Raw genomic sequence first — 24,140 nt, 5'->3', positions numbered from 1 at the left:
AGAGAAGGTAACTATGGAACATAATATTAATAAGCATATTTCTGGGCGCTTTAACCAAGAACTAGAAAATGTACGTAACCATGTATTGAGTATGGGTGGCTTAGTTGAGCAGCAATTAAATAGCGCGCTTGATGCGGTGAGTCGTAACGATGCTGAGCTTGCTCAAAAGGTACGTCAGAACGATTACAAAGTAAATGCAATGGAAGTCAGCATTGATGAAGAATGTACGCGTATCATTGCTCGTCGTCAGCCTGCAGCAAGTGACTTACGTTTAGTGATTGCAATTGCAAAAACTATTGCAGATTTAGAACGTATTGGCGATGAAGCTGAGCGAATTGCTAAAGTTGCACTAGACTCATTTACTAAAGATCAACAAGACTTGCTAGTAAATATTGAGAATATGGGCCGCCAAGTTTTAAAGATGTTACATGATGTACTAGACGCATTTGCACGTATGGATGTGCAGCGCGCATTTCAAGTACATAAAGAAGATGCAAAAGTTGACCGTGAATATGAAGCTATCACACGTCAAATAATGACTTATATGATGGAAGATCCACGCTCAATCCCTAAAATTATGGACTTAGTTTGGTCTGTTCGTTCATTAGAGCGCATAGGGGATCGCTGTCAAAATATTGCGGAATACATTATTTATTTTGTAAATGGCAAAGATATTCGTCATACATCTCAAGAAGATATAGAAAAATCGCTATAATTTTTTACCTATTTTTCTTTTTTATTAAAGCGGCTTAGTGCCGCTTTGTGCATTGCAAGCCTTAGTGAAGTAATAAAAAGCGTTCACAATCTTGGTTAATACTGTAAAATTCATGCTGCAAAGCATATCAATTTGATTAAAGGGTCAGTTATGCCTACAAACGCGTTTTTAGGAGTATTTGCAAAATCTCCTATCAAACCAATGGAAGAACACATCAAGAAGGTTCATCAAGCAAGTAAAGCCTTGATACCTTTTTTTAATCACGTATTTAAAGAAGAGTGGGTACAAGCTGAAGAGCTTCGCATCACTATTCGCAATTTAGAACGTGAAGCTGATGATATGAAAAGAGATATACGCTTACAATTGCCACGTGGTTTATTCATGCCGGTAGAGCGTACAGATCTTCTCGAATTAGTAACTCAACAAGATAAAATTGCCAATAAAGCAAAAGATATTGCGGGACGAGTGATTGGTCGTGAAATGACCATTCCTAAAGTTATGCAAGCTGATTTCTTAGCTTACTTAACCCGTTGTGTAGATGCGACTAAACAAGCATCTAAAGCAATTAACGAATTAGAAGAATTGCTAGAAACGGGTTTTAAAGGTCGAGAAGTCACCTTAGTAGAAAAAATGTTAGTTGAATTGGATGCCATAGAACAAGACACGGACGAAATGCAGATAAAAGTACGCCGCCAGCTACGTGATGTAGAGGGTGAGTTAAATCCAATTGATGTTATGTTTTTGTACAAAATCATTGAATGGGTTGGCGAGCTTGCAGATATTGCAGAGCGCGTAGGATCACGTCTTGAGCTGATGTTAGCTCGTTAATTTAAAATCAGTTCAAACACGAAAGATTAAGGTTTTACAATGGATATCATTGCATCTTACGGCACGGTATTAATTTTAATTGCCGCAGCAGTCGGCTTTTTTATGGCTTATGGTATTGGCGCGAACGACGTAGCGAACGCCATGGGTACATCTGTAGGTTCAAAAGCGCTAACAATCAAACAAGCTATTTTTATAGCGATGATTTTTGAATTTGCAGGCGCCTATTTAGCAGGTGGTGAGGTTACATCAACAATTCGTAAAGGAATTATTGATGCAGCACCATTTGCAGATATTCCGGAATTAATGGTTCTGGGTATGATTTCGTCTTTATTTGCAGCCGGCGCTTGGTTATTAATGGCCTCCTTCTTAGGCTGGCCTGTATCTACAACTCACTCAATCATTGGTGCAATCATTGGTTTTGCGTTAGTTGCAGTAGGTACTGAGGCGATTCAATGGGATAAAGTAGGTGGTATTGTAGGTAGTTGGATTATAACACCTGCCATATCAGGCTTTATTGCATACTTAATATTCATGAGTGCACAAAAACTTATTTTTAATACAGATGCACCACTAAAAAATGCTAAACGTTATGTCCCTCTTTATATGGGCTTAGCAGGTTTTATCATGGCATTGGTTACAATTAAAAAGGGCTTAAAGCACGTTGGTATAGACCTAGGCTCAGCTGAAGGCTATGCACTGTCAGTAGGTGTTGCAATAGTTGTTGCTGTGATTGGTAAAATTGCCATATCTCGCTTAAATATTGATCCAAAAGCAGATAAACAAATGCAGTTCAACAATGTTGAAAAAGTATTTGCTGTTCTTATGGTACTAACAGCATGTTGTATGGCATTTGCACATGGTTCCAATGACGTTGCTAATGCAATTGGTCCACTAGCAGCTGTTGTAAACATTGTAGAAAACAATGGTGAAATTGCTAAAAAAGCAGCTATTGCTTGGTGGATTCTACCTCTAGGTGGTTTTGGTATTGTTGCTGGTCTTGCTATTTTAGGCAAAAAAGTAATCAAAACAATCGGTGAAGGTATTACACATTTAACACCTAGCCGTGGTTTTGCTGCTGAACTAGCTGCTGCTTCTACCGTTGTTATTGCCTCAGGTACTGGTATGCCAATCTCTACTACTCAAACCCTAGTGGGTGCGGTATTAGGTGTAGGTATGGCACGTGGAATTGGCGCGCTTAACATGGGTGTTATCAGAAACATTGTAGTTTCTTGGGTAATTACATTGCCAGTTGGCGCTGCCCTTGCTATTGTTATTTTCTACGTACTAAGAACCGCATTTGGGGTTTAATAAAAAAGTACTCAAAGACTTTTAGCTTGAAAAGATCTCAATGCCCTAGGTGTTGGGGTCTTTTTATTTGTGGAAAGAAAAAATGACTAACCTTCCAAGTATTAAACAACTACAGTATTTATTAGCTGTTCATCAACATCAGCACTTTGGCAGAGCCGCTAGCGCCTGCTTTATAGGACAATCTACTTTAAGTAGCGCTATTCAAAATCTTGAAGAAACACTAGGCTGTCAGCTAATTGAGCGTGAAAATCGCAGCCTGATGTTTACCAGTATTGGTGAAGAAGTTGTTGAGCGTTCTCGTAAAATAATTAACGATACAATTAGTTTAAAAGAGCTTACAAAAAGCTTTTTAACACCACTAAGTGGTAAGCTGACTGTGGGGGTTATACCTACAATTGCAAGCTTTATAGCGGCTCCGCTTTATCATTTTTGTAAAGAAACCTTTTGTGATTTAGAGCTGGTATTAATTGAAGATACGAGTGACAAGCTACTGGATAAACTTGAACATGGGCATATTGACTTAGCGCTACTTGCACTGCCGTACGAAACAGATAAATTTCATACACAAGTATTGGCAAAAGATCAGTTTAGTTTAGTGCACCATAAGGATTACAGCGCTGCAAAGGGCGTAGTCGACTTTAACCTATTACCAGAGGCTAGCGTATTCTTATTAGAGCGCGAGCACTGCATGACGGGCCATGCGCTTAGTGCATGTCATTTAAACCGTGCCAGTTGTATTAACCCATTTGAAGCTGCAAGCTTACATACTCTATTAAGCATGGTTGAGCATCAGCTCGGGGTGACTTTTTTACCACAGATGGCGATTAATGCGGGTATTTTAGATAATAAAAATATGGTGGCTACACCATCACAAAGTGATGCATATAGAGATATTGGTATCTTGTGGCGTAAAACTACGGGCCGAATTCGAGACTTTAGGCTATTTAGTCAACAGCTTGAGGTATTTTTAAAGCGTCAATGTAGTTTAGATTTTTCTAAAGCAGAATAATAAGTGAACTAAAGCAGCCTACAAAGGCTGCTTTTGATTTTGAAGATGACTTTCAAAAGGCTCAAGTTCAGGTAAAAATAATAAATAAATCCATACCACCAAGTTAAAGTAAGGCACGCAGCCTAATACAGTAAATACCTTAACTGGGTAGCCTTTAATATTCGCGTAGCGGTAACACTGATACGCGATTGCAAAATGTATAATCAATAATAACATAACTAGTTGTGTCATACCTTCTTCCTTAAAAGCTTAAATAGCTTTGAAACCCACTATAAATATCGGTACTACGCCGCCAAAAGGTAATGTCATGTTTTTAAAGTGAAATACATAAAAAGGCACGACATTTTTTATTTGATGCTGAAAGTATAGGCAAGAAAGGTAATATTGGTAGTAATAAAATGATTAAAATTGTTTAATTTTGTTTATTTTGGGCTAGCTTGTTGTTGGTAAAACGTTTTATTTTTAGAAATTTTTTCGAGTTCATCTTTTACTTTTTCAACAGGTATTGGGCGTGCAATAAAGTAGCCTTGCCCATAATCAACACCAATTTCTTTTAGTGCAAAAAATATCTCTTCGTTTTCAACGTACTCAGCTACAGAGCGCTTATCGAGAGACCGACTAATATCATTTATTGCTTTTACTAACGCTAAATCTATAGGGTCATTGAGCATATCACTTACAAATGAGCCGTCAATTTTCACATGCTGTGCTGGTAGCTGTTTTAAATAATTAAATGTACTAAATCCAGTTCCAAAATCATCGATAGAAAAATGACAGCCTAAGCTATTAAGCTTATCAATCATTTTACGAGTGGCCTTTAGGTTATTAATACTCGCAGATTCAGTTATTTCAAAAATTACCCGCGAAGCAGGCACGTTATACTTTTCAAGGTTTGATTCAATTAATGGCAATAAGCGTTCATCTAAGAACGATTGTGCTGACAAATTAATAGCAACTTGGTTTAACTCTGGGTGCTTAGATACACAAGCAATAGCATTACGTATAACGCATTGATCCATCAAAAATGTGTCGTTAAGCATTTCTAAAGAGGGAATAAACTGATTTGGGTATACGAGTTCACCTTTTAGTTTTAAGCGTAAAAGCGCTTCAAAATAAGCAACTTTACACTCTTTAAAATCCCAAATAGGTTGGTAATGTAGTTCAATATTATCTTGCTGTAGTGCTTGGCGAATTTCGTGGCCCCATTCAAGCCCTGTTTGTAGTGTATTGTTTTGAGCATCTTCTTTTGAATAGCAATGTACTAAGTTACGCCCTAGGTTTTTGGCAATATACAAAGCAATATCGGCTTGTTTTAAACACTCATTAGGGTCGTTATTTTGTGTCGTGATTTGAGTTAAACCAATAGAGCAGCTAATAGTGTATATCTGATCTTCTGATTTAAAAGCATGTTTTTCTATCGCACTACACACACCTTCTGCAATAAGGTGTGCATCCAGTAAATTCATATTGGTAAGTATGACTGCAAATTCATCCCCACCAATTCTGCATACCAGGTGATCGTCGCCAATATTTGCTTTAAATAATTGCGCCACTTCTTTTAAAACTATATCGCCCTGATGATGGCCTTTACTATCGTTTATTATTTTAAAGTGATCTAGGTCAATATAAATAACAGCATGCTCTATGGCATCATAGGTATACTTATCTTGGCATATTTTATTAAGCTGTTGATCAAAGTAATAACGATTATGTAAACCAGTTAATGGGTCATGGTGTGCTAAATGACGTAGTTGAATCTCAGCTTGCTTTCGTTCGTGTATATTGTCGATAGTTGCGGTTATGGTCGCGTTATTACGGCTATTTTTTATTAGCTGCAATCTGCATTCAACCCAAATTAAATTACCATTTTTGTGGGTTAACTTTACTTCTATTTGTTGCTGTTGCTCGCCACCATGTAAAATATCGTTAATAGTGTAGTCAACTCTTTCTTTATCTTCGTTATTACAATAAGCGCTTAATGGGTTTTGTAGTGATGATTTAACACCAAAACCGCTTAATGTTTCCCATGCGGGGTTAATAAAACGAATATTACCTTGCTGATCGAGCTCTAAAACAACTGTATTTAAGTGCAATAAAATACGCTGATGAGCAGAAAATAACTCTTTGTAACGCACTTCGCTCACGCTCAATTGTTCTACTTTGTAAGCAAATTCAGCATAACTCACCATAAAATCTTCACGTCGTGCGGCGTGGTCACACACTTTGTTTAAAAATGAAGGATCGTAAGGGGCTCTGATAAAGTCGGTAACACCCGAAAGCAAAAGCTGCTCAGCGTAATCGGCATCGTCACTTTCTATAATTGTAACAATAGCTTGTTTAGAATTGTGCTGGAGGATTTCTTCAACGAGTACACTCGAGCTCTCTGCACTTGATGTAGTGGCATCGAGTAGCACAATTGAAAACTGCTGTTGGTTATAAGCGTTAAGTGCCGCTTTAGCTGAAGTTACGTGAGTGATAGCAAAGTTTAACTTTAACTGTTCACTTATTTTGTCGGCCGTATTTTGAAGTGGCTCTAATAATAATAAGTTTAGCCGGCTACTTTTTTCTAAGTGAGTAGATAAAACATTCGCAAGTACTTGAGGGAGCATATCTTTGTGCTCAAACGGTAGCACAGCATCTATCCCATAGCTTCGGGCTGTTGTTTCGGCAATCCGCTCACAGTAAATTGGCGGAATAAGTAAGATTGGTGTGTTTTTTGGTGTTTTTAATAATCCTGAGCGGATCATCCTAGAAAAGCGCCAGCCATCAATTTTACCAACATTAATGCCCGTTATTATAATATCAACAGGGTGTTGTTTTAAAAGCTTTAAAGCTTGTTGACTGTCTTGGGCATCAATAAAGGTAAATACATTTAAGCTATCTAAAGTGCCCTTAATCGCGCGACGTTCAGCACTACTTGCGTTTAATATTAGCAATTTAAGCTGGTTTGGCACGAGTTGAAGACCCCTAATATAACTTATAATAATTTAGCCGAATAAGAATAGTGACATTTAACCATAAGAACAAGAGAATTTAATGGCAAACACGCAAACAGACATTATAAGTTTGGCTGATTTCTTGAGCTTAATATCCGATACATATACACTTGGCGCGATTTTAAATGATGTGGATTACTAATTATGCGCGTGGCTGACTTTAGCTTTGACTTACCTGATGAATTAATAGCTCGCTTTCCTAAAGCGGACAGAACCAGCAGCCGTCTACTCACTTTAGATGGCCCAAGCGGAACTTTAGAACATAAAGTGTTTAGCGATATACTTGATTTAGTAAACGAAGGCGATTTATTGGTCTTTAACAATACACGCGTTATTCCAGCACGTATGTTTGGTCAAAAAGCTTCAGGCGGAAAAGTTGAAGTACTTGTAGAGCGGGTATTAGATGAGCATCGCGTACTTGCGCATGTACGGGCAAGCAAGTCGCTTAAGGTCGGTAACGAAGTTATTTTAGAAGGCAAAGCCAAGGCAATAATGGTTGCACGCCACGATACTTTATTTGAGCTTGAGTTCGATCATAGCCAAAACGTGCTAGATATACTTAATGATATTGGCCATATGCCACTGCCTCCTTATATTGACCGACCTGATACCGATGCTGACCGTGAGCGCTATCAAACTGTTTATGGAGAAAAGCCAGGTGCAGTTGCAGCACCAACTGCAGGTCTACATTTTGACGATAAGTTAATGACAGCACTCAAAGATAAAGGCGTAAATATGGCTTTTGTTACGCTACACGTTGGCGCTGGTACTTTTCAGCCGGTACGAGTTGATAGTGTTGATGAGCATGTAATGCACTCAGAGTACATAGAAGTACCTGATGACGTAGTTGCAGCTGTTGCGCAAACTAAAGCAAATGGTGGGCGTGTAATTGCGGTAGGCACAACTTCAGTTCGCTCATTAGAGTCGGCTGCTAAAGTTCACGGCGGCAAGTTAGATACGTATTTTGGTGATACCGATATATTTATTTTTCCGGGTTATCAATTTAATGTTGTTGATGCCATGGTCACAAATTTTCACTTACCAGAATCAACGCTTATAATGTTAGTCAGCGCATTTAGCGGCCAAGACAATATTATGGGCGCTTACAATACTGCAATAGAGCAGCAGTACCGCTTTTTTAGTTATGGCGACGCGATGTTTTTAACACGTAAGTAACAAAATATTGTTTAATACTCAGTCGAATATATTAAAACCCCCAGCTTAGTTGCTGGGGTTTTTGTTTGCGGCAATTGGCAAAACTGAATTTATCGCAGCTAATAGTATTAGTGAGGCAAAAAGGGTAGAATCAGGCGGTTAAATTATAGCTTGTTGGACTGTTTTTCCGACATTGAGGATGATATGAAATTTGAATTAGATTGTACTGACGGAAAAGCGCGCCGCGGCCGCTTAATTTTTGACCGTGGTGTAATAGAAACACCTGCTTTTATGCCTGTTGGTACTTACGGTACTGTAAAAGGTATGACGCCAGATGAAGTTAAAGCCACTGGTGCGCAAATATGTTTAGGTAATACCTTTCATTTAATGCTTCGCCCAGGTACTGAGATCATTAAACAACATGGTGATTTACACGACTTTATGAATTGGGACTTCCCAATTTTAACTGACTCAGGCGGTTTTCAAGTATTTAGCTTAGGCGCAATGCGCAAAATCACTGAAGAAGGCGTTTTATTTCAATCTCCAGTAAATGGTGATGAAATTATGATGTCGCCTGAAAAGTCGATGGAAGTACAGCGCGACTTAGGCTCAGACATCGTTATGATTTTTGACGAGTGTACGCCATACCCAGCAACTGAAAAAGAAGCTAAAGATTCTATGGAGTTATCTCTTCGTTGGGCTAAGCGCTCAAAAGAAGGGCATGGCGATAATCCATCTGCTTTATTTGGTATTATCCAAGGTGGTATGTACCCAGAATTACGTGCACAATCACAAGCTGGTCTTGAAGAAATTGGTTTTGACGGTTATGCATTAGGCGGCCTATCAGTAGGTGAGCCTAAAAACGAAATGATGAATATCCTTGATCATTGTGCGTTTAAAATGCCAGAAGACAAGCCTCGTTACCTTATGGGTGTAGGCAAGCCAGAAGACTTAGTTGAGTCGGTTCGCCGTGGTATTGATATGTTTGACTGTGTTATGCCAACACGTAATGCGCGTAACGGCCATTTATTTATTACCACGGGTGTAGTAAAAATACGTAACGCAGTGCATAAAACAGATACAGGGCCACTTGACCCTGAGTGTGATTGCCATACGTGTAAAAACTATTCACGAGCTTATTTGCATCACCTTGATAAATGTAACGAAATTTTAGGTGCGCGACTAAACACAATTCATAACTTACGTTACTATCAACGTGTTATGGAAGGTTTACGTAATGCAATTAGCGAAGGTAAATTAGAAGAATTTGTACAAGATTTTTATGCTCGCCGAGGCCAAGATGTGCCAGAGTTAGCAGATATAAAAAATTAAACTTTAAAATTAAAGAGGAAGTATCATGAGTTTATTTATTTCAAATGCACACGCAGCAGCTGGTCAACCTGCGGCAGGCGGTGGTTGGGAAATGCTAATAATGTTAGCTATTTTCGGTTTGGTTTTTTACTTTTTAATCTACCGCCCACAAGCTAAGCGCGTTAAAGAGCACAAAAGCTTAATGAGTATGATGGCTAAAGGTGATGAAGTACTTACCCAAGGCGGTTTAGTGGGTAAAATTGTGAAAATTTCTGAAGAGAAAGATTTCATCGTTATCTCTTTAAACGAGCAAGCAGAAGTTACAGTACAAAAATCTGCAGTATCTGCAGTATTGCCAAAAGGCACAATGAAGTCGCTATAAAAATAATAAGGACGACCCCGTGTTAAACAAGTTTCCAGTTTGGAAGTATTTACTTGTTTTAGCTGTGGTAGCCATTGGCCTTTTATATGCCTCTCCAAACTTGTATGGTCGCGATCCGGCCATACAAGTTTCAGGTGCTAAAGGCGCTGATGTCGATCTCAGTGTTGTAGACAAAGTAAACGCAATCCTTAAAACAAATAATGTAACCGCTAAATCGACAATACTTGAAGATGGACAAATTTTAGTTCGTTTAAAAAATGTTGAAGAGCAACTTAAAGCGCATGACTTACTTCGTGATTCGCTGAGCGATGATTACATTTCTGCTATTAATATGGCACCTGCTCAACCAGCTTGGTTAAAAGCGGTTGGTGGTAACCCTATGAAGCTAGGTCTTGATTTAAGTGGTGGCGTACATTTCACCATGGAAATCGACATGGCAACAGCGGTTGATAACCAGCTTGAGCAAATGGAACAAGATTTTCGCAGTGACTTGCGCGAAGAAAAACTACGTTATCGTAGTGTTCGCCGCGTAGCAGGCTCCGATCGTATGCGTGTAGAAATGCGTACCGAAGAAGACAAAAATGCTGCAGAGAGTTTCTTAGAAACTCGCTACCCGCTAAATGTCTACATTGATGACAGCAGTAACGATAAAGCATTTTTTGCGACAATGAGTGAGCAAAAACTCAAAGAGATTCGTGACTACGCTATCAAGCAAAATGAAACGATTATTCGTAACCGTATCAACCAAATTGGTGTTGCAGAGCCTAACGTACAACGCCAAGGCGCTGAGCGTATTATTGTTCAACTACCAGGCATTCAAGATACTGCACGTGCTAAAGAAATTTTAGGCGCGACAGCAACACTTGAATTTCGTGAAGTAGACGAAAACGCAGATATTAGCGCTGCTGCTCAAGGTCGTATCCCAGCGGGTACTGAAATGATCATGAGCCGCGACGGTTACCCTGTTGTACTTAAAAAGCGTATTATTTTAGAGGGCAGCCATATTACGGGCGCGCAATCTGGCGCTGATGAATACCAACGTCCGCAAGTAAGTATTACGTTAGATAGCAAAGGTGGGGCAAAAATGAATGCCTTTACCAAGCGTGCTATTGGTAAGCGTATGGCAACGGTATTTATTGAGTACAAGCCATCAGGTAAAAAAGATGCAGACGGTAAAGCGCTTCCGCCTATTAAGGTTGAAGAAGTTATTAACGTAGCAACGATTCAAGCCCGTCTTGATCGCTCGTTCCGTATTACCGGCATTGATAACCCAGCAGAAGCTCATAACTTAAGCTTACTACTTCGTGCTGGTGCACTTGTAGCGCCAATTCAAATTGTTGAAGAGCGCACAGTAGGTCCAAGCTTAGGACAAGAAAATATTGAAGCGGGTATGACTGCGGTTGCACTTGGCTTTGCGTTTGTGCTTGTATTTATGCTTGTGTACTACAAAGGTTTTGGTATGGTTGCAAACCTTGCGCTTGCGGCTAACTTAGTACTAATTGTAGGTGTTATGTCTTTAATTCCGGGCGCTACACTTACGCTACCAGGTATTGCCGGTATTGTATTAACAGTAGGTATGGCAGTTGATGCTAACGTACTTATTTTTGAACGTATTCGTGAAGAGCTGGCCGATGGCCGTAGCCCTCAACAAGCGATTCATTTTGGTTACGATAGCGCATTTAGCACTATATTTGATGCCAACATCACGACACTAATTGCTGCCATTATACTGTTTGCAGTGGGCACTGGTCCGATTGCGGGCTTTGCAGTGACACTTGCGATTGGTATTTTAACTTCAATGTTTACAGCCATCGTTGGTACCCGTGCGGTAATCAACTTATTTGTTGGTGGTAAACGCATTGATAAACTTTCGATTTAAGGAGCAGACATGCAAATTTTAAGTTTGGGTAGTAGAACCCTTCGTTTCATGTCTCTTCGAAAAGTGGCTATGGGTTTCTCGACGCTACTAATTTTAGCGTCGTTTGCATCAATTTTTATCAAAGGCCTAAACTTTGGTTTAGATTTTACCGGCGGTACTGCGGTAGAAGTGGGTTTTTCACAACCGGCTGACCTTAAAAAAGTACGTGATGCACTAGCTGATAATGGTTTTGCTGATGCATCAGTGCAGCTATTTGGTTCAAGCCAAGAAATTTTAGTTCGCTTAGCACCACGCGGTAGCGATGTAAAAGCTGAAGTAATTGGTAACCAAGTAATCGATGCACTTAAAAAAGCAGACGACAGCGTAATAATGCGCCGTATTGAATTTGTAGGCCCAAGTGTAGGTGAAGACTTAAAAGAGCAGGGTGGCCTTGCCATGTTAACTGCGCTTATTTGTATCTTAATCTACGTTGCGTTTCGTTTTGAATGGCGCTTTGCAGTAGGTGCGGTAGGTGCACTACTACACGATGTTATCATTACTGTGGGTTTATTTTCGGTATTAGGTTTAGAGTTTGATTTAACTATATTAGCGGCAATTCTTGCGGTAATTGGTTATTCACTCAATGATACGATTGTTGTATCAGACCGTATACGTGAAAACTTCCGTAAGGTACGCATTGACGATACGATAGAAATTATTGATATTTCACTTACGCAAACACTTAACCGTACACTTGTAACATCAATCACGACTATTTTAGTATTGATTGCCTTGTTTGCATGGGGCGGACAAACCATTCATGGTTTTGCAACTGCATTACTGTTTGGTGTGTTTATTGGTACTTATTCTTCGATTTATGTTGCAAGCTCTGTTGCTATAGCAATGGGCGTAAGCAAAGAAGATTTAATACCAGAAGTAATTGAAAAAGAAGGCGCAGACCAAGACGCTATGCCGTAATGGTTTTGTAACTACTTTAAAAAACCGCTCATTGAGCGGTTTTTTATTGCCTGTAATATATTTATGCTCACGATTGTTTTAGCTTTACTGTGCAAGTATGAATAAACAGTGCTAACTTTGTAGAGCACGCCATGAGTGTAACGTCGTACTATGTATTTAAGATAAGTATGAATAGCGCGGTTATTAATAAGTACAGTTACATAATATCGTCATCTTTTATTTAGGCGCTGGAAGCTGTTTAGCTTAAATAACGCGATAATTTAAACTATCAATAATAACTGTTAAAACTACCGATAATAACTAGGGTGATAATTATGTTGCCATTAAAGTATTTGATTAACGTAGTAAGTTTGTTTGTATGCAGCGCTTTAGCGAGTGAGGTAAATATCGTAAATGTAGCGCAGGAGCAGCGTGTGCAATATGCTCGTGACGACTACCTTAACGAGCTATTAGAAAAAGCATTGGTAAGCGCACAATACCCTGCAGAGATTAACCCCGTTTTAATTCATCCCCATCAACAACGTACTTTAATAGCACTAGATACAAAAAATTTAGATTTATACTGGAGTATGAGCAGCCCCGAAAGAGAGTCTTTAGCTATTGCGATTAAAATCCCATTATTTAAAGGCTACATAGGTAAAAGGGCACTATTAACAAGTAAGAACAGCATTGCTAGATTTAAAGGTATTACTAGCTTAGAGCAGTTAGGTAGGCTTTCTGCGGTACAAGGTCATGATTGGCCTGATACAAAAATAATGGCGTTTAATGGCCTGCATATAAGGCCGTTTGCAAATTATCAGGCTATGTTTGCCTTAACAAGTGCAGGGCGTATTGATTACTTCCCACGTTCATTTATCGAGGTTAATTCAGAGCTAGCGGCAAATAAACAAAGTAACCTAGTGATAGTACCTAATTTATATATGAGTTATCCAACAGGGTTTTATTATTTTGTATCAAATAGTAAGCCAGAGCTTGCAGTGGCAATTAAAAAAGGGCTTGAGATAATGCAAAAAAATGGCGAGTTTGATGCTTTATTTGATGAATATTTCGCAAAAGATTTAAACTCGTTACCTTATGAAAAAGGTAAAACAGTAGAGTTGAAGCTAGATAACCCTTATTTTTAGGCACAAAAAAAGGAGCCTGGGCTCCTTTCTAGTATGCTATTAATAGCATTTAATTAGCGAAGTAACGACTCAGTTAATACTGGACGAATTTCGCGAATAATTGCTTGAGTCAGTTTTGGTGAACCACAGATAATATTGCCGCTGTGGTTATAGTTATTACCACCGGCGAAATCTACAACCATACCGCCCGCTTCTTTAACCATAAGTTCGCCCGCAGCAGAGTTCCAAGGTTTTAAACCAATTTCAAAAAATCCATCAACACGGCCAGCTGCAACGTATGCCATATCTAAAGCAGAACAACCTGCACGGCGAATATCAGCAGTGTGTACAAATAATGCTTTAAACGCTTCAGTGTATGCATCCATGTGGTTTTTGTTTTTGAAAGGGAAACCAGTAGCAAGTACAGTACCTGCAAGAACCGTAGTTTTGCTAACACGTAGACGTTTGCTGTTTAACTGAGTGCCTTGACCGCGAGATGCAGTGAAAAGCTCACCACGAATTGGATCATAAATAACGGCTTGGTCTAAACGACCTTTAACTTTAAGTGCGATAGAAACCGCGTAATGAGGGATACCTTTGATGAAGTTAGTTGTTCCATCGATAGGATCTACAATCCATTGGTAATCATCATCCTTGCCTTTATGCTCACCTAGTTCTTCACCAACAATTGAGTGAGTAGGGTAAGACTGTAAAATAGTGTCACGAATTACGGCTTCGGCTTCTTTATCAATGTTAGTTACTAAGTCGTTAGCGCCTTTTTGTTGCACTTCAACTTTTGATAAATCTTCACTTGCGCGAAGTAAAATTTTGCCTGCGTTGCGCGCAGCGCGAACCGCAATGTTTAACATTGGATGCATGGTATTACCTTTGGGTTGTAAAAGAACGTTTATATATTTCAGCCGGCGTATTTTAGCGACTTTTGACATAAAGTAAACAATAAACCCCAAATACTTATGTTTGTTTTTTATACAAGATTGAAAAGTGTATATATTTTTAAAAAATAATTATCTGCATTTAAATAAATTAATTTTAAATAACACTTTACCTAAAGTTAACTTGAGGTTTTATCTTACTCCTAACTTAACTGATAGGATAACATTATGTATTTAGAGCACGTAAACTTAGTCGCGAGTGATATAGATAGTATGCTTACATTTTATCGCGCTGTATTTCCGCATTGGTCAATCAGAAGTGAGGGCAGAGGTGACTGGCATGGAAAACCAAGACGCTGGGTACACTTTGGAGATGACACGCATTACATTGCGATAAGTGACCATGGTGAAGGTGAAAACAGAAACTTATCGGGCCATCAAATTGGTTTTGCACACTTTGCTTATGTAACTAATAATTTAAGTGCAGTAGTAATGCGCTTAAATAAAGTGGGTTTTACTCTAAGCAAGCAAGGTAGCGAGAATCCTTTCAGAAAGAATGTCTACTTTATTGATCCTGCAGGGTTTGAAGTTGAGTTTGTAGAATACCTAAGTGACATACCAAGCGAGCGCAATAACGATCTATAATAAAATACCAAGCAGCACGTTAAAGTGCTGCTACTCAATTATAGTGAGCGGTTATTGTTACCCGTGCCAAACTGGGTTTTTAGCTCATTTGCAAAGCTTATAAATTTTTCTTTAATTGTGCGCTTTATTTTCACTTCAACCGAGCCCATAACTGCCTTTCCTTCAATATGAATTGTAGGGCCTTGGCGTTTGTTAAGCGACACAGATTTATTTTCAAGGCTACTTAAAATACAAAACATTTTAGACACTACATTGACATGCTCTGGTACGTAAATTTCATCGCTACCAAAAATACAGTTAACGTGAATAGTCACATTTTGATGCGCAAAAATGGCATCAGTAAAATCAAGCACCACCGATCCCATAAAGTTACTCAAATATATATTTTTTGGCACAACCCACTGACCACTTCGCTCGTTAGATCCTAAAATACTGCGCAATGTAAAATCATCATCACTGTTTTGCTGTGCACTATAATGTGGCGTAAATTGCGATTGTTTTTCTGCTTTATATTGCTGATCGGTATTAAGTGTTAAGTCTTCTACTAAGGCTAGCAGAGCTTCGTTATTAGGTGCATCCATCGCATTATCTAAACGTCTTTCGAATGCATCAACAGAAATAACACCATGACTGTAATTATAAATTAATTGATCAATCACTTGTTCGCGTACTTGCTCTATTGGGCGGTCTTCAACTTTTACAGACATGAGTTATTCCTTATTATATTTACTATTGATACTGCTCTTGTAGTTAGGCTGCAAACCGCGTACCAAATATAATTTCATTAATTATCAATTGGTTATTTTTTAACGGTGTTTTTTGTTTTGTTATATTAACGATAGATTAACCAAAAGAGCAATTATCTAGCTATTTTCACTATTTGAGAAAGTTTTACCGAGTAGCCTGTAAATAGTTACACAAACATAGATAAGGTTTTATCTTTTAATTAATTCAAGTCTTTGAATTTTAAGTATAAATAAAGTTGGCCTGAAGCTCGCATTAGTTAAAGTGTCTTTAATCAAAAGGAGAAAGATTATGAAAACATTTAACAAATCTATTATCGCAGCTCTAGTTCTTGGTACTACGGCTATGGGTGCCCAAGCAAACAGCTGGGAAAACGAAAGTAAAGATGCTTGGATTGATGGTAAGGCAGAAACCGTTCTACTTATGAACACTAATCTAAACAACTTTGACATTAACACTGATGTAAAAAATGGCAAGGTAGTACTTACAGGTAAAGTTAATAGCGAACTCGATAAAGAGCTAGCAGAAGAACTTGTACTTAGCCTAGATGGTGTAACTGATGTTGATAACAGCCTTACTGTCGTTAAAAGCATGGACACCGAAGATAAAAGCAACGACATGATGGACGATGATGATAACGACCTAACGGACGCTAAAATCACCACTGTAATCACAACTCGCTTCCTGTTTGACTCAGAAGTAGGTGGTACAGACATTGACGTTGATACCGACAACGGTGTGGTAACTCTGAATGGCTCTGTAGAGTCTGAAGCTGAAAAGCAACTAGCAGTTAAAATTGCTAAAAATGCTGAAGATGTTCGCGACGTAGTTGATAAACTAGCTATTGTTGCTGAATAATACAGTATAGTTAAGGCCCAGTAATACTGGGCTTTAAGTCTTTTCAATGTTTAATTTAAATGGAGTTTGATTATGGATATTATTCGTATAATACTTTCGGTTTTATTACCGCCATTAGGTGTGTTTTTGCAAGTTGGCTTAGGTATGCATTTTTGGTTAAATATTCTATTAACACTGCTAGGTTATTTCCCAGGGTTAATACATGCAATCTACATTATTGCGAAAAAATAATGACAGATTATATATTGTGTAAGCCGACTACTGAGGTTTAGCTAAATACTTTAGTACCGATCGGCTCACAATATTAGTTTTTAAAGAATTTTTAGATAGTTTTTAAATAGTTTTTTAGGTTAAATCCAATTTTTAACGCCCTCCAACCCATTGATTCACTTCCTTAACTCACTCCCAATATTATTTTAAAACTATACTTATTGTTTACTAATAAGCTTTCCAGCTAACAGCCGCGCTCAGATTCTGACTTGATGCCATTTAGGAAATCTTCAACATTAGTGTGTTTATACATCTATAATATACAATCAAATACTTTATTATTTAGTGACAATATTACCTTCACTTCTAGTGTTATCATTAAACTAGGTTTTAGGCATATTGAGGCAGTTAATTGAATATTCGACTTATAATGTCAGGCGTTGTGTCTTTCGTTTTTTATTTTAGTTGGGCCTACTGGGCAAATAGTGCGGCAGACATTGCTAAATCGGTTACGCTTCAAGCTGCATTAGTGCAAGGTTTGTATAGTGGATTTGTAACGCTGTTTTTTACCTTTATTTTAGAAGTGGTCGTCAACAAGTATAAGTTTAGTTATGTAACGCTTGCGTTTGTAACTCCAATTATTTGTATGTTTCATTCTAAAACACCACAAAACGTAGCAATACGACAAAGCTTCAATAATGCAATTAACTCTAGCGCCTCGTATTTAAGTAACAAAAAAATAGCAGGTGTACTTTTTGCGCCTATTATTCCGATTACTGTCCAATCAAGCTTAGTGATTATGGTGAATGTAATTAATCAGACACCTAATTTGGCACTTACAGTAGCCCCAAGCATATTTTTTACAGCCTTGTATGCCTACACATATATGTCAGCTTTGCTTAAAAAGTAGAGGGTTAAATATAAAAGACTATATGGGATGGGTTTTGTTTATAATTTAATACAGTGAATAGCACGGTAAATACCTTACATTTTATGTTTATGCCCACTTAAAAGATTACTATTTAAGCAGTTAGCTTGTTGATTGTTAAAATAAAGGTTTTTGGTAGTGACAAGCACCTAAAAAGTTTTTATACTGCAACCCGCTTTAGTCGCTCTGTGACTGAACGCTTCAAAAATTAACTGCCTGGCAGTTATATAAAGTTGGCCCCTTAGCTCAGTTGGTTAGAGCACACGACTCATAATCGTTAGGTCCCCAGTTCGAGTCTGGGAGGGGCCACCACTTTTACAAATTTCCCAAGTAAATACCTATCCAAATTATTTAAAGCTACATTAATTTAATATTGTGTAATTTTTATTCTTTAGTTACCCCTAATAATAAACGTAATCTAAATAAAATTAATCCATAGATTAAGCTAAGCTTTCTTAAATTTGGAATAGTGCGAATGCACTATTAAATTCCAGCGTTAGATCAGATGCTTTGCTTTATAAGTGACAGTGTTCAGCATTTAATTTCAGAAGACAAAAAAGCCCCTATTGGGGCTTTTTACTTACTAGTGTTTACTTTTATTGCTCAAAACTACAAGAGTTAACTAATTTTTACGGTATATCTCATGCTCAATATCGTAAATATTTACGCTTAGACTGTCTGATGCTCTGCAATATGTTTTTAAACATGAAAGTAGCAGTTCGCTTAACATTTGTTTTTGCTCAATTGAGCGTCCTGCCAAAATATGTACCGCGATATGTATAAACCCTGATTTTCCTGCGCCAAGTTGATATTGCTGATAAGCAATAGCACGTGTTTTTATGGTTTCTAATTCAAACAAGTTACTTTCGAAAGCGGTAGTATGAATTTTTTCTACCAGTACTTGAGGTAAAACGGGGAGGTCTTCTGAGTGTTCAATAATAATGTGCGGCATTTAGGCGTTTCCTATTATGAGTTACTACATGAGCGAGAGGTAATTGTACCAAATACAAGAGGGGTCACTAAACCCTGAGCTATCTAAAATCTTTACTTTAAACTAATTTAGTCGTATTTATTTTTGATGTTAGTATAAAAACAAACAGGTGAACCTTCGCTTAGTAACTTATCTACTAAGTTACCTATATATTGATTAAGGATAAGTATGAAATTACCACAAAAATTTAAACGTTTAGCTTTACTTGCAGGTGCAATTGTTACGTTAAGTGCTTGCTCTGACGATGTTGCGTCGGTAAGCCTTGGGTTATTTACAACTAAAGATGTTGTGGTGAATTCGCAGCAAGATCCTATTGTTGAGGGCGTTACTTGTCATATTAGTCATATAGAGGCTAATTTGGACTTTTCTGATCCCTCTGATATGTCTATAGCGTGTCGTCAAACGGGGCCAATTACAGCGCAGCAGCTACAAAAAATAGACCGTAGCAAGTCGGGCGAAGTGATCTTTAAATCATCTAAAAGTATATTATTTAAATCACTAAAAGTGCGTCGTATTTACGATGCTGAAAATCGTACTTTATTGTACTTATCGTACTCAACTAAAGAGTCCAGTGGTAGCCACCACCATGCGCTATCAACAGTGCCGCTATACAATACTCAAGCGTGGGACTGGGCGCTTACACAAAAAGACTAAGTTAGCACCTACGTAAGCACCTAAACTAAAACCTAAAAGAGCACACTATGTTAGCTTTATTTAAATCAAAGCCATTATTAGAGCAGCAAGAGCAGCAATGGCTTATTGATACATTTATTTGGGCTGTAGAAAACTTTGATGCTGAGTTTTTTACAAAGCACACTCAAATAATACTGCCAACGGCCACTTTTTTCCCTGATTCGGTATCGAGCATTGAAGAAATGGCGAGCAATGTTTTTAACCGCGTTACTAATTACGCGGGTATGAACGCATGGCCTATCCAACTAGTTGCACCGCAGCAATTACAACCGCAAGTTTTTCCACACTTCGAATTTAGCAATGAAATACGTGGCGAAGGCAGCCATTTAATTGTGCCGCCAAGCCATACGATTAATATTTCTTTTAATCCTAATCAGATTAATCAGCCACAAGATTTAGTGGCAAGTTATGCGGGTACTCTGGCCACCATACTTATTCATCACGTTGGGGTGCTGCCGCCTGGTGGTAGGGAGTATTTACCACAAGCTGCTGATGCACTTGCTTGTTTTTTAGGGTTTGGTGTGATGTTGAGCAACACGGTGTATCAGTTTAAAGGCGGGTGTGGCTCTTGCTATAACCCATACGCTAACCGTGAAGCTAAGTTAAGTGAAACGCATACGGTATTTATGCATGCCCTAATTAGTTACTTTAAAAACGATAAGGTGTCTAAAAAACATTTAAAGCCGCATTTACGTGGCCAGTTTAAAAAAGCACAAAAAGAAATTAAAGCATTGGTAAATAACTCGGCCAACCCGCTGTTATTAGCTTATTCGCCAAACTAGCAAGGATTTGCGTGGAATACTTAGATGAATTTTTACTGATTGTTATTGCTCATTTTTTTGCAGTAGCAAGCCCTGGGCCCGACTTTGCCGTAGTACTTAAGCAAAGTGTGCAACAAGGAAGGCGCAATGCATTGTGGACAAGCGCAGGTGTTGGCGCTGCTATTTTACTGCACGTTGCCTATTGCGTTTTAGGTGTTGCGCTTATTTTAACGCAATCGCCTAGTTTATTTATGGCGCTCAAGTACCTTGCTGGTGCATATTTAGCTTACTTAGGCGTACAAGCTCTTAGAGCTGCAAAACCGCCTGAAAGTAATGAAGGCGAGGCTGTAAAAGATGTTGAAAACAAAACCGTTCAAGAGGAACCCGTTTGGGTGGCTTTTAGGCGCGGCTTTTTCACCAATGCATTAAACCCAAAAGCCACGTTATTTTTTATGTCGTTATTTACACTCGTGATTAGCCCAACAACACCTACTAGCGTACAGGTCGGCTACGGCGTGTACATGGCATTGGCTACTTGGGCGTGGTTTTCAATGCTTTCAATGATGCTTTCTCGCGATAATGTAAGGGGCTTTTTCCAACAACGCGGTTATTGGTTTGACCGTGGAATTGGCATTATTTTAATTGCACTTGCAGTACGTGTTGTTATTTAACTTATTCAAAAAGCGCAGGAGATAAAAATGCCGCTATATAATTTTTCGTTTGGTTCTAATATGTCATCTAATCGTTTGTTAGCGCGCTTGCCCAATGTAAAGCGTGTAGGAACTGCGATACTTAAAGGCTACGAGCTTACTTTTGATATGCTATTTAAAGATGGCTCAGGTAAATGCAGTATTTGTCCAAGCGATAAAGAAGATGCATTGGTTTACGGCGTTATTTATAAGCTCAATGAAGAAGAAAAAGCTATTTTAGACAGTATTGAAGGGCCAGGTTACGATTGTGTAGATATAGCCCCAACGCTTTTAACGGGTGAGACTGTAGCCGCACATTGTTATATAGCTAATACCCATGACAGCGATGTACTGCCATATGATTGGTACATAAAACACGTTCATCGCGGTTCACTTGAAGCGGGCGTACCAAAAGAATACAGTGATGCCATATTAAATCGCGCACAAAAAAGCGACACCAATCAAGAGCGCGCAGCAATTGAATTTGCAGTTCATCAAAAATAATAAAATAGGATTGATATGAAATTAACCAAACTTGCCGCAATTGCACTATTAGCAGGCTCTACGTTTAGCAGCTGGGCACAAGTTGATACCAACAAAGTTGACGATGTAATTAAAGCGTCAATGGCACGTTTTGACGTACCCGGTATGGCAGTTGCCATTGTTGAAAACGATAAAGTAATATTTGCTAAAGGCTTTGGTGTAACTAATCTCGATACCAACAAAAAAGTAAACAAAGACACTTTATTTGGTATTGCTTCAAACACAAAAGCATTCACTACTGCGGCACTGGCAAAGTTGGTTGATGAAGGTAAATTAAGCTGGGATGACCGCGTAATTGATCATTTACCAGAGTTTAGATTGTACGACTCGTACGTAACACGCGAAATGCGTATTCGTGACTTATTAAGCCATCGCAGTGGGCTTGGGCTTGGGCAAGGCGATTTAATGATTTGGCCAAGTACCGATAAATCAGTTGATGAAATTTTAGCGGGATTACAGTATTTAAAACCAGCGAGCAGCTTTCGTAGTAAGTACGCTTATAACAACTTGATGTTTGTTACCGCTGGTGAAGTGGTTGCACGTGTGTCGGGTATGAGCTGGAATGATTACATCGAAAAAAATATATTACAGCCGCTGCACATGGATAACTCACGCGCGGGCTTTTCACGTATTCCCAAAAGTAATAAAAACTGGGCGACAGGCCATATTCCTATGGATGGCACGCTTCATCCATTTTTTGTAAACTACCTTGAGGACTTTAGAGGCGCAGGCGCCATTGCTTCAAGTGTAAGCGATATGAGTCAATGGCTACGTACGCAATTAGCAGGCGGTAAAATGCCAAGTGGCGAGCAGCTATTTAGTGAAAAGCAACAAGCGCAAATGTGGCACCCACATATTACATCTATGGCGTCTAAAAGTGCGTTTGAATCGTATCATCAGCAGTTTAGGGGTTATGGGTTAGGCTGGAGTATTGAAGACTACCACGGCTTTAAAAAGCTAGGTCACGGCGGTGGTATTTTGGGAATGGTATCGCAAGTTACTTTATTGCCTGAGAAAAACCTCGGTATTGTTATTTTATCTAATCAACAAGCTTTTGGTGCACTTTCGGCTGTAACCCATGAAGTGCTTGAAGATGCACTTGAGCTCGAAGATAAAGACTGGGTAGAGGATTTAGCTAAAAGTCATTTTGAAGGTAAACAACACGCGTACGCTAATGCAAAACCAGAAGCCCCCGCCGACTACCAACCACAATTACCAAACATTAATTACACCGGTACATTACACGATGATTGGTACGGCGATGTAATTATTGAGCAGTTAGATGGTAAATTACGCATTGATTTTACCCACACTAAACGCTTGAAAGGCACTCTTGAGCATTACACTGGTAATACATTTATTGTTAAGTGGGATGAAAAATTACTAGAAGCAGATGCGTTTATTCGTTTTGAAATGAGCTCACAAAATCGTGTAAACAGTGCCAAAATGCGTGCGGTATCAACACAAGTGACCGACTTTAGCTTTGACTTTAGAAACCTACATTTAAAAGCAAAATAGCTAATATTGATATTTAAAGTATTGATATAAACCAAAGTCGCAAAGCCACCCATCGGTGGCTTTGCTATATTAAGTTTTTACACCTTGTAAGGGACTTTTTATGCGTACCGCTGTTATTTCTCATCCTCATTGCCGTAAGCATAAAATGATAGAAGACCACCCCGAGTGCCCAGAACGTCTAGATGCCATAACAGACCGATTACTTGCCAGCGGCGTAGATGTTGGCTTAACACACCTACAAGCACCCAAGGCCGAGCGTGAACATTATCTACTTGCTCACGATGAAGCTTTACTTAAACACGTAGAAAATACGCTACCAACAGAAGGGCTCGCTAATTTAGATGGCGATACGTGGCTGTGCCCCGATTCGTTTAAAGCGATTGAGCGGGCAGTCGGTGCCGGATTGTTAGCGGTTGATGAAATACTTGCCGATAAACTCGATGCTGCTTTTTGCTCAGTACGCCCGCCAGGGCATCACGCTAATAAAAACTCATCATCTGGGTTTTGTGTGTTTAATAACTTAGCTATTGCTGTTAAGTACGCACAAAGCAAAGGGGTTAAGCGCATTGCTATTGCTGATTTTGATGTACACCACGGTAATGGCACGCAAGATATTTTTATTGATGACGAAAACGTACTGCTTTGTTCGTTATTTCAGTATCCGTTTTACCCAAATACAGCGGTTAAAAATAATAGTCATATAGTTAATTCACCTCTGCCAATTGCTAGTAATGGCGACGATTTAAAAGAGGTGTTTACTGGGCAATGGTTACCAAAATTAAAAGCGTTTAAGCCTGAATTACTTTTTATAAGCGCAGGGTTCGATGCTCACCTAGAAGATGATATGGCAAGCTTAAAATTTGTTGAAGATGACTATATTTGGCTTACCGAGCAACTATGTGGTGTTGCTAAAGAGGGCGGTTGCAAAGGGGTTATTTCGTATTTAGAAGGTGGCTATGCGCTATCAGCTTTAGGTCGCAGTGCTGTAGCGCATATAAAAGTGCTTACTGAGGTTTAAATAAAG

General features: G+C 38.8%; 25 protein-coding genes and 1 tRNA gene. 21 read left to right on the top strand and 5 right to left on the bottom strand.

Features of this window, described 5'->3' with window-relative positions; translation table 11 throughout:
• Positions 1-13 precede the first annotated feature (13 nt).
• The 4 genes from phoU to H5087_RS05935 all read left to right on the top strand — a co-directional run bounded on the left by phoU (position 14) and on the right by H5087_RS05935 (position 3,860).
• Positions 14-715 carry a phosphate signaling complex protein PhoU gene (phoU, locus tag H5087_RS05950; RefSeq protein ID WP_007586465.1) on the top strand — a complete coding sequence of 234 codons (702 nt, stop codon included), beginning with the start codon at positions 14-16 and terminating at the stop codon, positions 713-715.
• A 150-nt stretch (positions 716-865) separates the two neighbouring features.
• A complete protein-coding gene (locus tag H5087_RS05945; RefSeq protein ID WP_002957838.1) occupies positions 866-1,543 on the top strand; it encodes a TIGR00153 family protein in 678 nt (225 codons plus the stop codon).
• A gap of 39 nt (positions 1,544-1,582) precedes the next feature.
• On the top strand, positions 1,583-2,851 hold the full coding sequence (locus tag H5087_RS05940) for an inorganic phosphate transporter (protein WP_024597536.1): 1,269 nt from the start codon (positions 1,583-1,585) through the stop codon (positions 2,849-2,851).
• An 82-nt stretch (positions 2,852-2,933) separates the two neighbouring features.
• On the top strand, positions 2,934-3,860 hold the full coding sequence (locus tag H5087_RS05935) for a hydrogen peroxide-inducible genes activator (RefSeq protein WP_002957836.1): 927 nt from the start codon (positions 2,934-2,936) through the stop codon (positions 3,858-3,860).
• An 18-nt stretch (positions 3,861-3,878) separates the two neighbouring features.
• Here the strand turns inward: H5087_RS05935 and H5087_RS05930 are convergent, their stop codons facing one another.
• Positions 3,879-4,091 (bottom strand): hypothetical protein, encoded by a 213-nt coding sequence (locus tag H5087_RS05930; RefSeq protein WP_002957835.1) that lies wholly within the window; start codon positions 4,089-4,091, stop codon positions 3,879-3,881.
• A 191-nt stretch (positions 4,092-4,282) separates the two neighbouring features.
• Complete coding sequence (locus H5087_RS05925) at positions 4,283-6,814, bottom strand: GGDEF domain-containing protein (RefSeq protein ID WP_182671449.1); 2,532 nt, start codon at positions 6,812-6,814, stop codon at positions 4,283-4,285.
• Positions 6,815-7,000: 186 nt separating this feature from the next.
• Between H5087_RS05925 and queA the strand changes: the two genes are divergently transcribed.
• The 6 genes from queA (at position 7,001) to H5087_RS05895 (ending at position 13,664) form a co-directional block, all read left to right on the top strand.
• Positions 7,001-8,032 (top strand): tRNA preQ1(34) S-adenosylmethionine ribosyltransferase-isomerase QueA, encoded by a 1,032-nt coding sequence (gene queA / locus H5087_RS05920; RefSeq protein ID WP_002957832.1) that lies wholly within the window; start codon positions 7,001-7,003, stop codon positions 8,030-8,032.
• Between the two features lie 183 nt (positions 8,033-8,215).
• On the top strand, positions 8,216-9,343 hold the full coding sequence (tgt, locus tag H5087_RS05915) for a tRNA guanosine(34) transglycosylase Tgt (protein ID WP_002957831.1): 1,128 nt from the start codon (positions 8,216-8,218) through the stop codon (positions 9,341-9,343).
• 25 nt (positions 9,344-9,368) lie between these two features.
• Complete coding sequence (yajC, locus tag H5087_RS05910) at positions 9,369-9,704, top strand: preprotein translocase subunit YajC (protein ID WP_002957830.1); 336 nt, start codon at positions 9,369-9,371, stop codon at positions 9,702-9,704.
• 19 nt (positions 9,705-9,723) lie between these two features.
• Positions 9,724-11,583, top strand: coding sequence for a protein translocase subunit SecD (gene secD / locus H5087_RS05905; protein WP_002957829.1), 1,860 nt, complete (start codon positions 9,724-9,726; stop codon positions 11,581-11,583).
• A gap of 9 nt (positions 11,584-11,592) precedes the next feature.
• Entirely contained in the window at positions 11,593-12,540 is a 948-nt protein-coding gene (secF, locus tag H5087_RS05900; RefSeq protein ID WP_182671448.1) for a protein translocase subunit SecF, read from the top strand.
• Positions 12,541-12,854: 314 nt separating this feature from the next.
• Positions 12,855-13,664: an ABC transporter substrate-binding protein gene (locus H5087_RS05895; protein WP_182671447.1), complete on the top strand. Its 810-nt coding sequence runs from the start codon at positions 12,855-12,857 to the stop codon at positions 13,662-13,664.
• A gap of 53 nt (positions 13,665-13,717) precedes the next feature.
• Here H5087_RS05895 and suhB read toward each other — a convergent pair whose 3' ends face one another.
• Entirely contained in the window at positions 13,718-14,521 is an 804-nt protein-coding gene (gene suhB / locus H5087_RS05890) for an inositol-1-monophosphatase (protein ID WP_002957826.1), read from the bottom strand.
• Between the two features lie 243 nt (positions 14,522-14,764).
• Between suhB and H5087_RS05885 the strand changes: the two genes are divergently transcribed.
• Positions 14,765-15,181, top strand: a complete 417-nt coding sequence (locus H5087_RS05885) for a VOC family protein (RefSeq protein ID WP_149593795.1) — start codon at positions 14,765-14,767, stop codon at positions 15,179-15,181.
• A gap of 38 nt (positions 15,182-15,219) precedes the next feature.
• Here H5087_RS05885 and H5087_RS05880 read toward each other — a convergent pair whose 3' ends face one another.
• Positions 15,220-15,888: a LiaF domain-containing protein gene (locus H5087_RS05880; RefSeq protein ID WP_039488234.1), complete on the bottom strand. Its 669-nt coding sequence runs from the start codon at positions 15,886-15,888 to the stop codon at positions 15,220-15,222.
• Positions 15,889-16,216: 328 nt separating this feature from the next.
• Here H5087_RS05880 and H5087_RS05875 point away from each other — a divergent pair, with 328 nt between their 5' ends.
• From H5087_RS05875 to H5087_RS05860, 4 genes are all read left to right on the top strand, one after another.
• Positions 16,217-16,783, top strand: a complete 567-nt coding sequence (locus tag H5087_RS05875; protein ID WP_024597541.1) for a BON domain-containing protein — start codon at positions 16,217-16,219, stop codon at positions 16,781-16,783.
• 72 nt (positions 16,784-16,855) lie between these two features.
• Positions 16,856-17,014, top strand: coding sequence for a YqaE/Pmp3 family membrane protein (locus tag H5087_RS05870; protein ID WP_002957822.1), 159 nt, complete (start codon positions 16,856-16,858; stop codon positions 17,012-17,014).
• Positions 17,015-17,405: 391 nt separating this feature from the next.
• The gene (locus H5087_RS05865) at positions 17,406-17,903 is read left to right on the top strand and encodes a hypothetical protein (protein ID WP_259397743.1); all 498 of its coding nucleotides are present in this window, start codon (positions 17,406-17,408) and stop codon (positions 17,901-17,903) included.
• A 253-nt stretch (positions 17,904-18,156) separates the two neighbouring features.
• Positions 18,157-18,233 (top strand) — tRNA-Ile (locus tag H5087_RS05860).
• A 310-nt stretch (positions 18,234-18,543) separates the two neighbouring features.
• Here the strand turns inward: H5087_RS05860 and H5087_RS05855 are convergent.
• Positions 18,544-18,873, bottom strand: a complete 330-nt coding sequence (locus H5087_RS05855; protein ID WP_002957818.1) for a 5-carboxymethyl-2-hydroxymuconate Delta-isomerase — start codon at positions 18,871-18,873, stop codon at positions 18,544-18,546.
• A gap of 207 nt (positions 18,874-19,080) precedes the next feature.
• Here H5087_RS05855 and H5087_RS05850 point away from each other — a divergent pair, with 207 nt between their 5' ends.
• The 6 genes from H5087_RS05850 (at position 19,081) to H5087_RS05825 (ending at position 24,134) form a co-directional block, all read left to right on the top strand.
• Positions 19,081-19,566, top strand: a complete 486-nt coding sequence (locus H5087_RS05850; protein WP_002957817.1) for a CreA family protein — start codon at positions 19,081-19,083, stop codon at positions 19,564-19,566.
• Positions 19,567-19,613: 47 nt separating this feature from the next.
• The gene (locus tag H5087_RS05845) at positions 19,614-20,387 is read left to right on the top strand and encodes a hypothetical protein (RefSeq protein ID WP_182671446.1); all 774 of its coding nucleotides are present in this window, start codon (positions 19,614-19,616) and stop codon (positions 20,385-20,387) included.
• Positions 20,388-20,398: 11 nt separating this feature from the next.
• Positions 20,399-21,037, top strand: a complete 639-nt coding sequence (locus H5087_RS05840; protein ID WP_182671445.1) for a LysE family transporter — start codon at positions 20,399-20,401, stop codon at positions 21,035-21,037.
• A 27-nt stretch (positions 21,038-21,064) separates the two neighbouring features.
• Positions 21,065-21,559, top strand: coding sequence for a gamma-glutamylcyclotransferase family protein (locus H5087_RS05835; RefSeq protein WP_182671444.1), 495 nt, complete (start codon positions 21,065-21,067; stop codon positions 21,557-21,559).
• Positions 21,560-21,574: 15 nt separating this feature from the next.
• Positions 21,575-23,116 (top strand): serine hydrolase, encoded by a 1,542-nt coding sequence (locus tag H5087_RS05830; RefSeq protein ID WP_182671443.1) that lies wholly within the window; start codon positions 21,575-21,577, stop codon positions 23,114-23,116.
• Positions 23,117-23,216: 100 nt separating this feature from the next.
• The gene (locus H5087_RS05825; RefSeq protein WP_182671442.1) at positions 23,217-24,134 is read left to right on the top strand and encodes a histone deacetylase family protein; all 918 of its coding nucleotides are present in this window, start codon (positions 23,217-23,219) and stop codon (positions 24,132-24,134) included.
• The last annotated feature ends 6 nt before the right edge of the window (positions 24,135-24,140 follow it).

This window comes from Pseudoalteromonas sp. SR43-7, from assembly GCF_014163785.1.
GTDB classification, from domain to species: Bacteria; Pseudomonadota; Gammaproteobacteria; order Enterobacterales; family Alteromonadaceae; genus Pseudoalteromonas; species Pseudoalteromonas distincta.
This window is presented reverse-complemented; position numbering and strand designations above follow the sequence as displayed.

Excerpts from the sequence above, each read along its gene's own strand:
- H5087_RS05835 (WP_182671444.1), top strand. The coding sequence starts at position 21,065 with ATGCCGCTATATAATTTTTCGTTTGGTTCTAATATGTCATCTAATCGT.
- H5087_RS05880 (WP_039488234.1), bottom strand. The coding sequence starts at position 15,888 with ATGTCTGTAAAAGTTGAAGACCGCCCAATAGAGCAAGTACGCGAACAA.
- suhB (WP_002957826.1), bottom strand. The coding sequence starts at position 14,521 with ATGCATCCAATGTTAAACATTGCGGTTCGCGCTGCGCGCAACGCAGGC.
- H5087_RS05895 (WP_182671447.1), top strand. The coding sequence starts at position 12,855 with ATGTTGCCATTAAAGTATTTGATTAACGTAGTAAGTTTGTTTGTATGC.
- H5087_RS05885 (WP_149593795.1), top strand. The coding sequence starts at position 14,765 with ATGTATTTAGAGCACGTAAACTTAGTCGCGAGTGATATAGATAGTATG.
- phoU (WP_007586465.1), top strand. The coding sequence starts at position 14 with ATGGAACATAATATTAATAAGCATATTTCTGGGCGCTTTAACCAAGAA.
- tgt (WP_002957831.1), top strand. The coding sequence starts at position 8,216 with ATGAAATTTGAATTAGATTGTACTGACGGAAAAGCGCGCCGCGGCCGC.
- H5087_RS05845 (WP_182671446.1), top strand. The coding sequence starts at position 19,614 with ATGTTAGCTTTATTTAAATCAAAGCCATTATTAGAGCAGCAAGAGCAG.
- H5087_RS05830 (WP_182671443.1), top strand. The coding sequence starts at position 21,575 with ATGAAATTAACCAAACTTGCCGCAATTGCACTATTAGCAGGCTCTACG.
- secF (WP_182671448.1), top strand. The coding sequence starts at position 11,593 with ATGCAAATTTTAAGTTTGGGTAGTAGAACCCTTCGTTTCATGTCTCTT.
- H5087_RS05945 (WP_002957838.1), top strand. The coding sequence starts at position 866 with ATGCCTACAAACGCGTTTTTAGGAGTATTTGCAAAATCTCCTATCAAA.
- H5087_RS05850 (WP_002957817.1), top strand. The coding sequence starts at position 19,081 with ATGAAATTACCACAAAAATTTAAACGTTTAGCTTTACTTGCAGGTGCA.
- H5087_RS05940 (WP_024597536.1), top strand. The coding sequence starts at position 1,583 with ATGGATATCATTGCATCTTACGGCACGGTATTAATTTTAATTGCCGCA.
- H5087_RS05930 (WP_002957835.1), bottom strand. The coding sequence starts at position 4,091 with ATGACACAACTAGTTATGTTATTATTGATTATACATTTTGCAATCGCG.
- H5087_RS05875 (WP_024597541.1), top strand. The coding sequence starts at position 16,217 with ATGAAAACATTTAACAAATCTATTATCGCAGCTCTAGTTCTTGGTACT.
- yajC (WP_002957830.1), top strand. The coding sequence starts at position 9,369 with ATGAGTTTATTTATTTCAAATGCACACGCAGCAGCTGGTCAACCTGCG.
- H5087_RS05935 (WP_002957836.1), top strand. The coding sequence starts at position 2,934 with ATGACTAACCTTCCAAGTATTAAACAACTACAGTATTTATTAGCTGTT.
- H5087_RS05855 (WP_002957818.1), bottom strand. The coding sequence starts at position 18,873 with ATGCCGCACATTATTATTGAACACTCAGAAGACCTCCCCGTTTTACCT.
- queA (WP_002957832.1), top strand. The coding sequence starts at position 7,001 with ATGCGCGTGGCTGACTTTAGCTTTGACTTACCTGATGAATTAATAGCT.
- H5087_RS05825 (WP_182671442.1), top strand. The coding sequence starts at position 23,217 with ATGCGTACCGCTGTTATTTCTCATCCTCATTGCCGTAAGCATAAAATG.
- H5087_RS05870 (WP_002957822.1), top strand. The coding sequence starts at position 16,856 with ATGGATATTATTCGTATAATACTTTCGGTTTTATTACCGCCATTAGGT.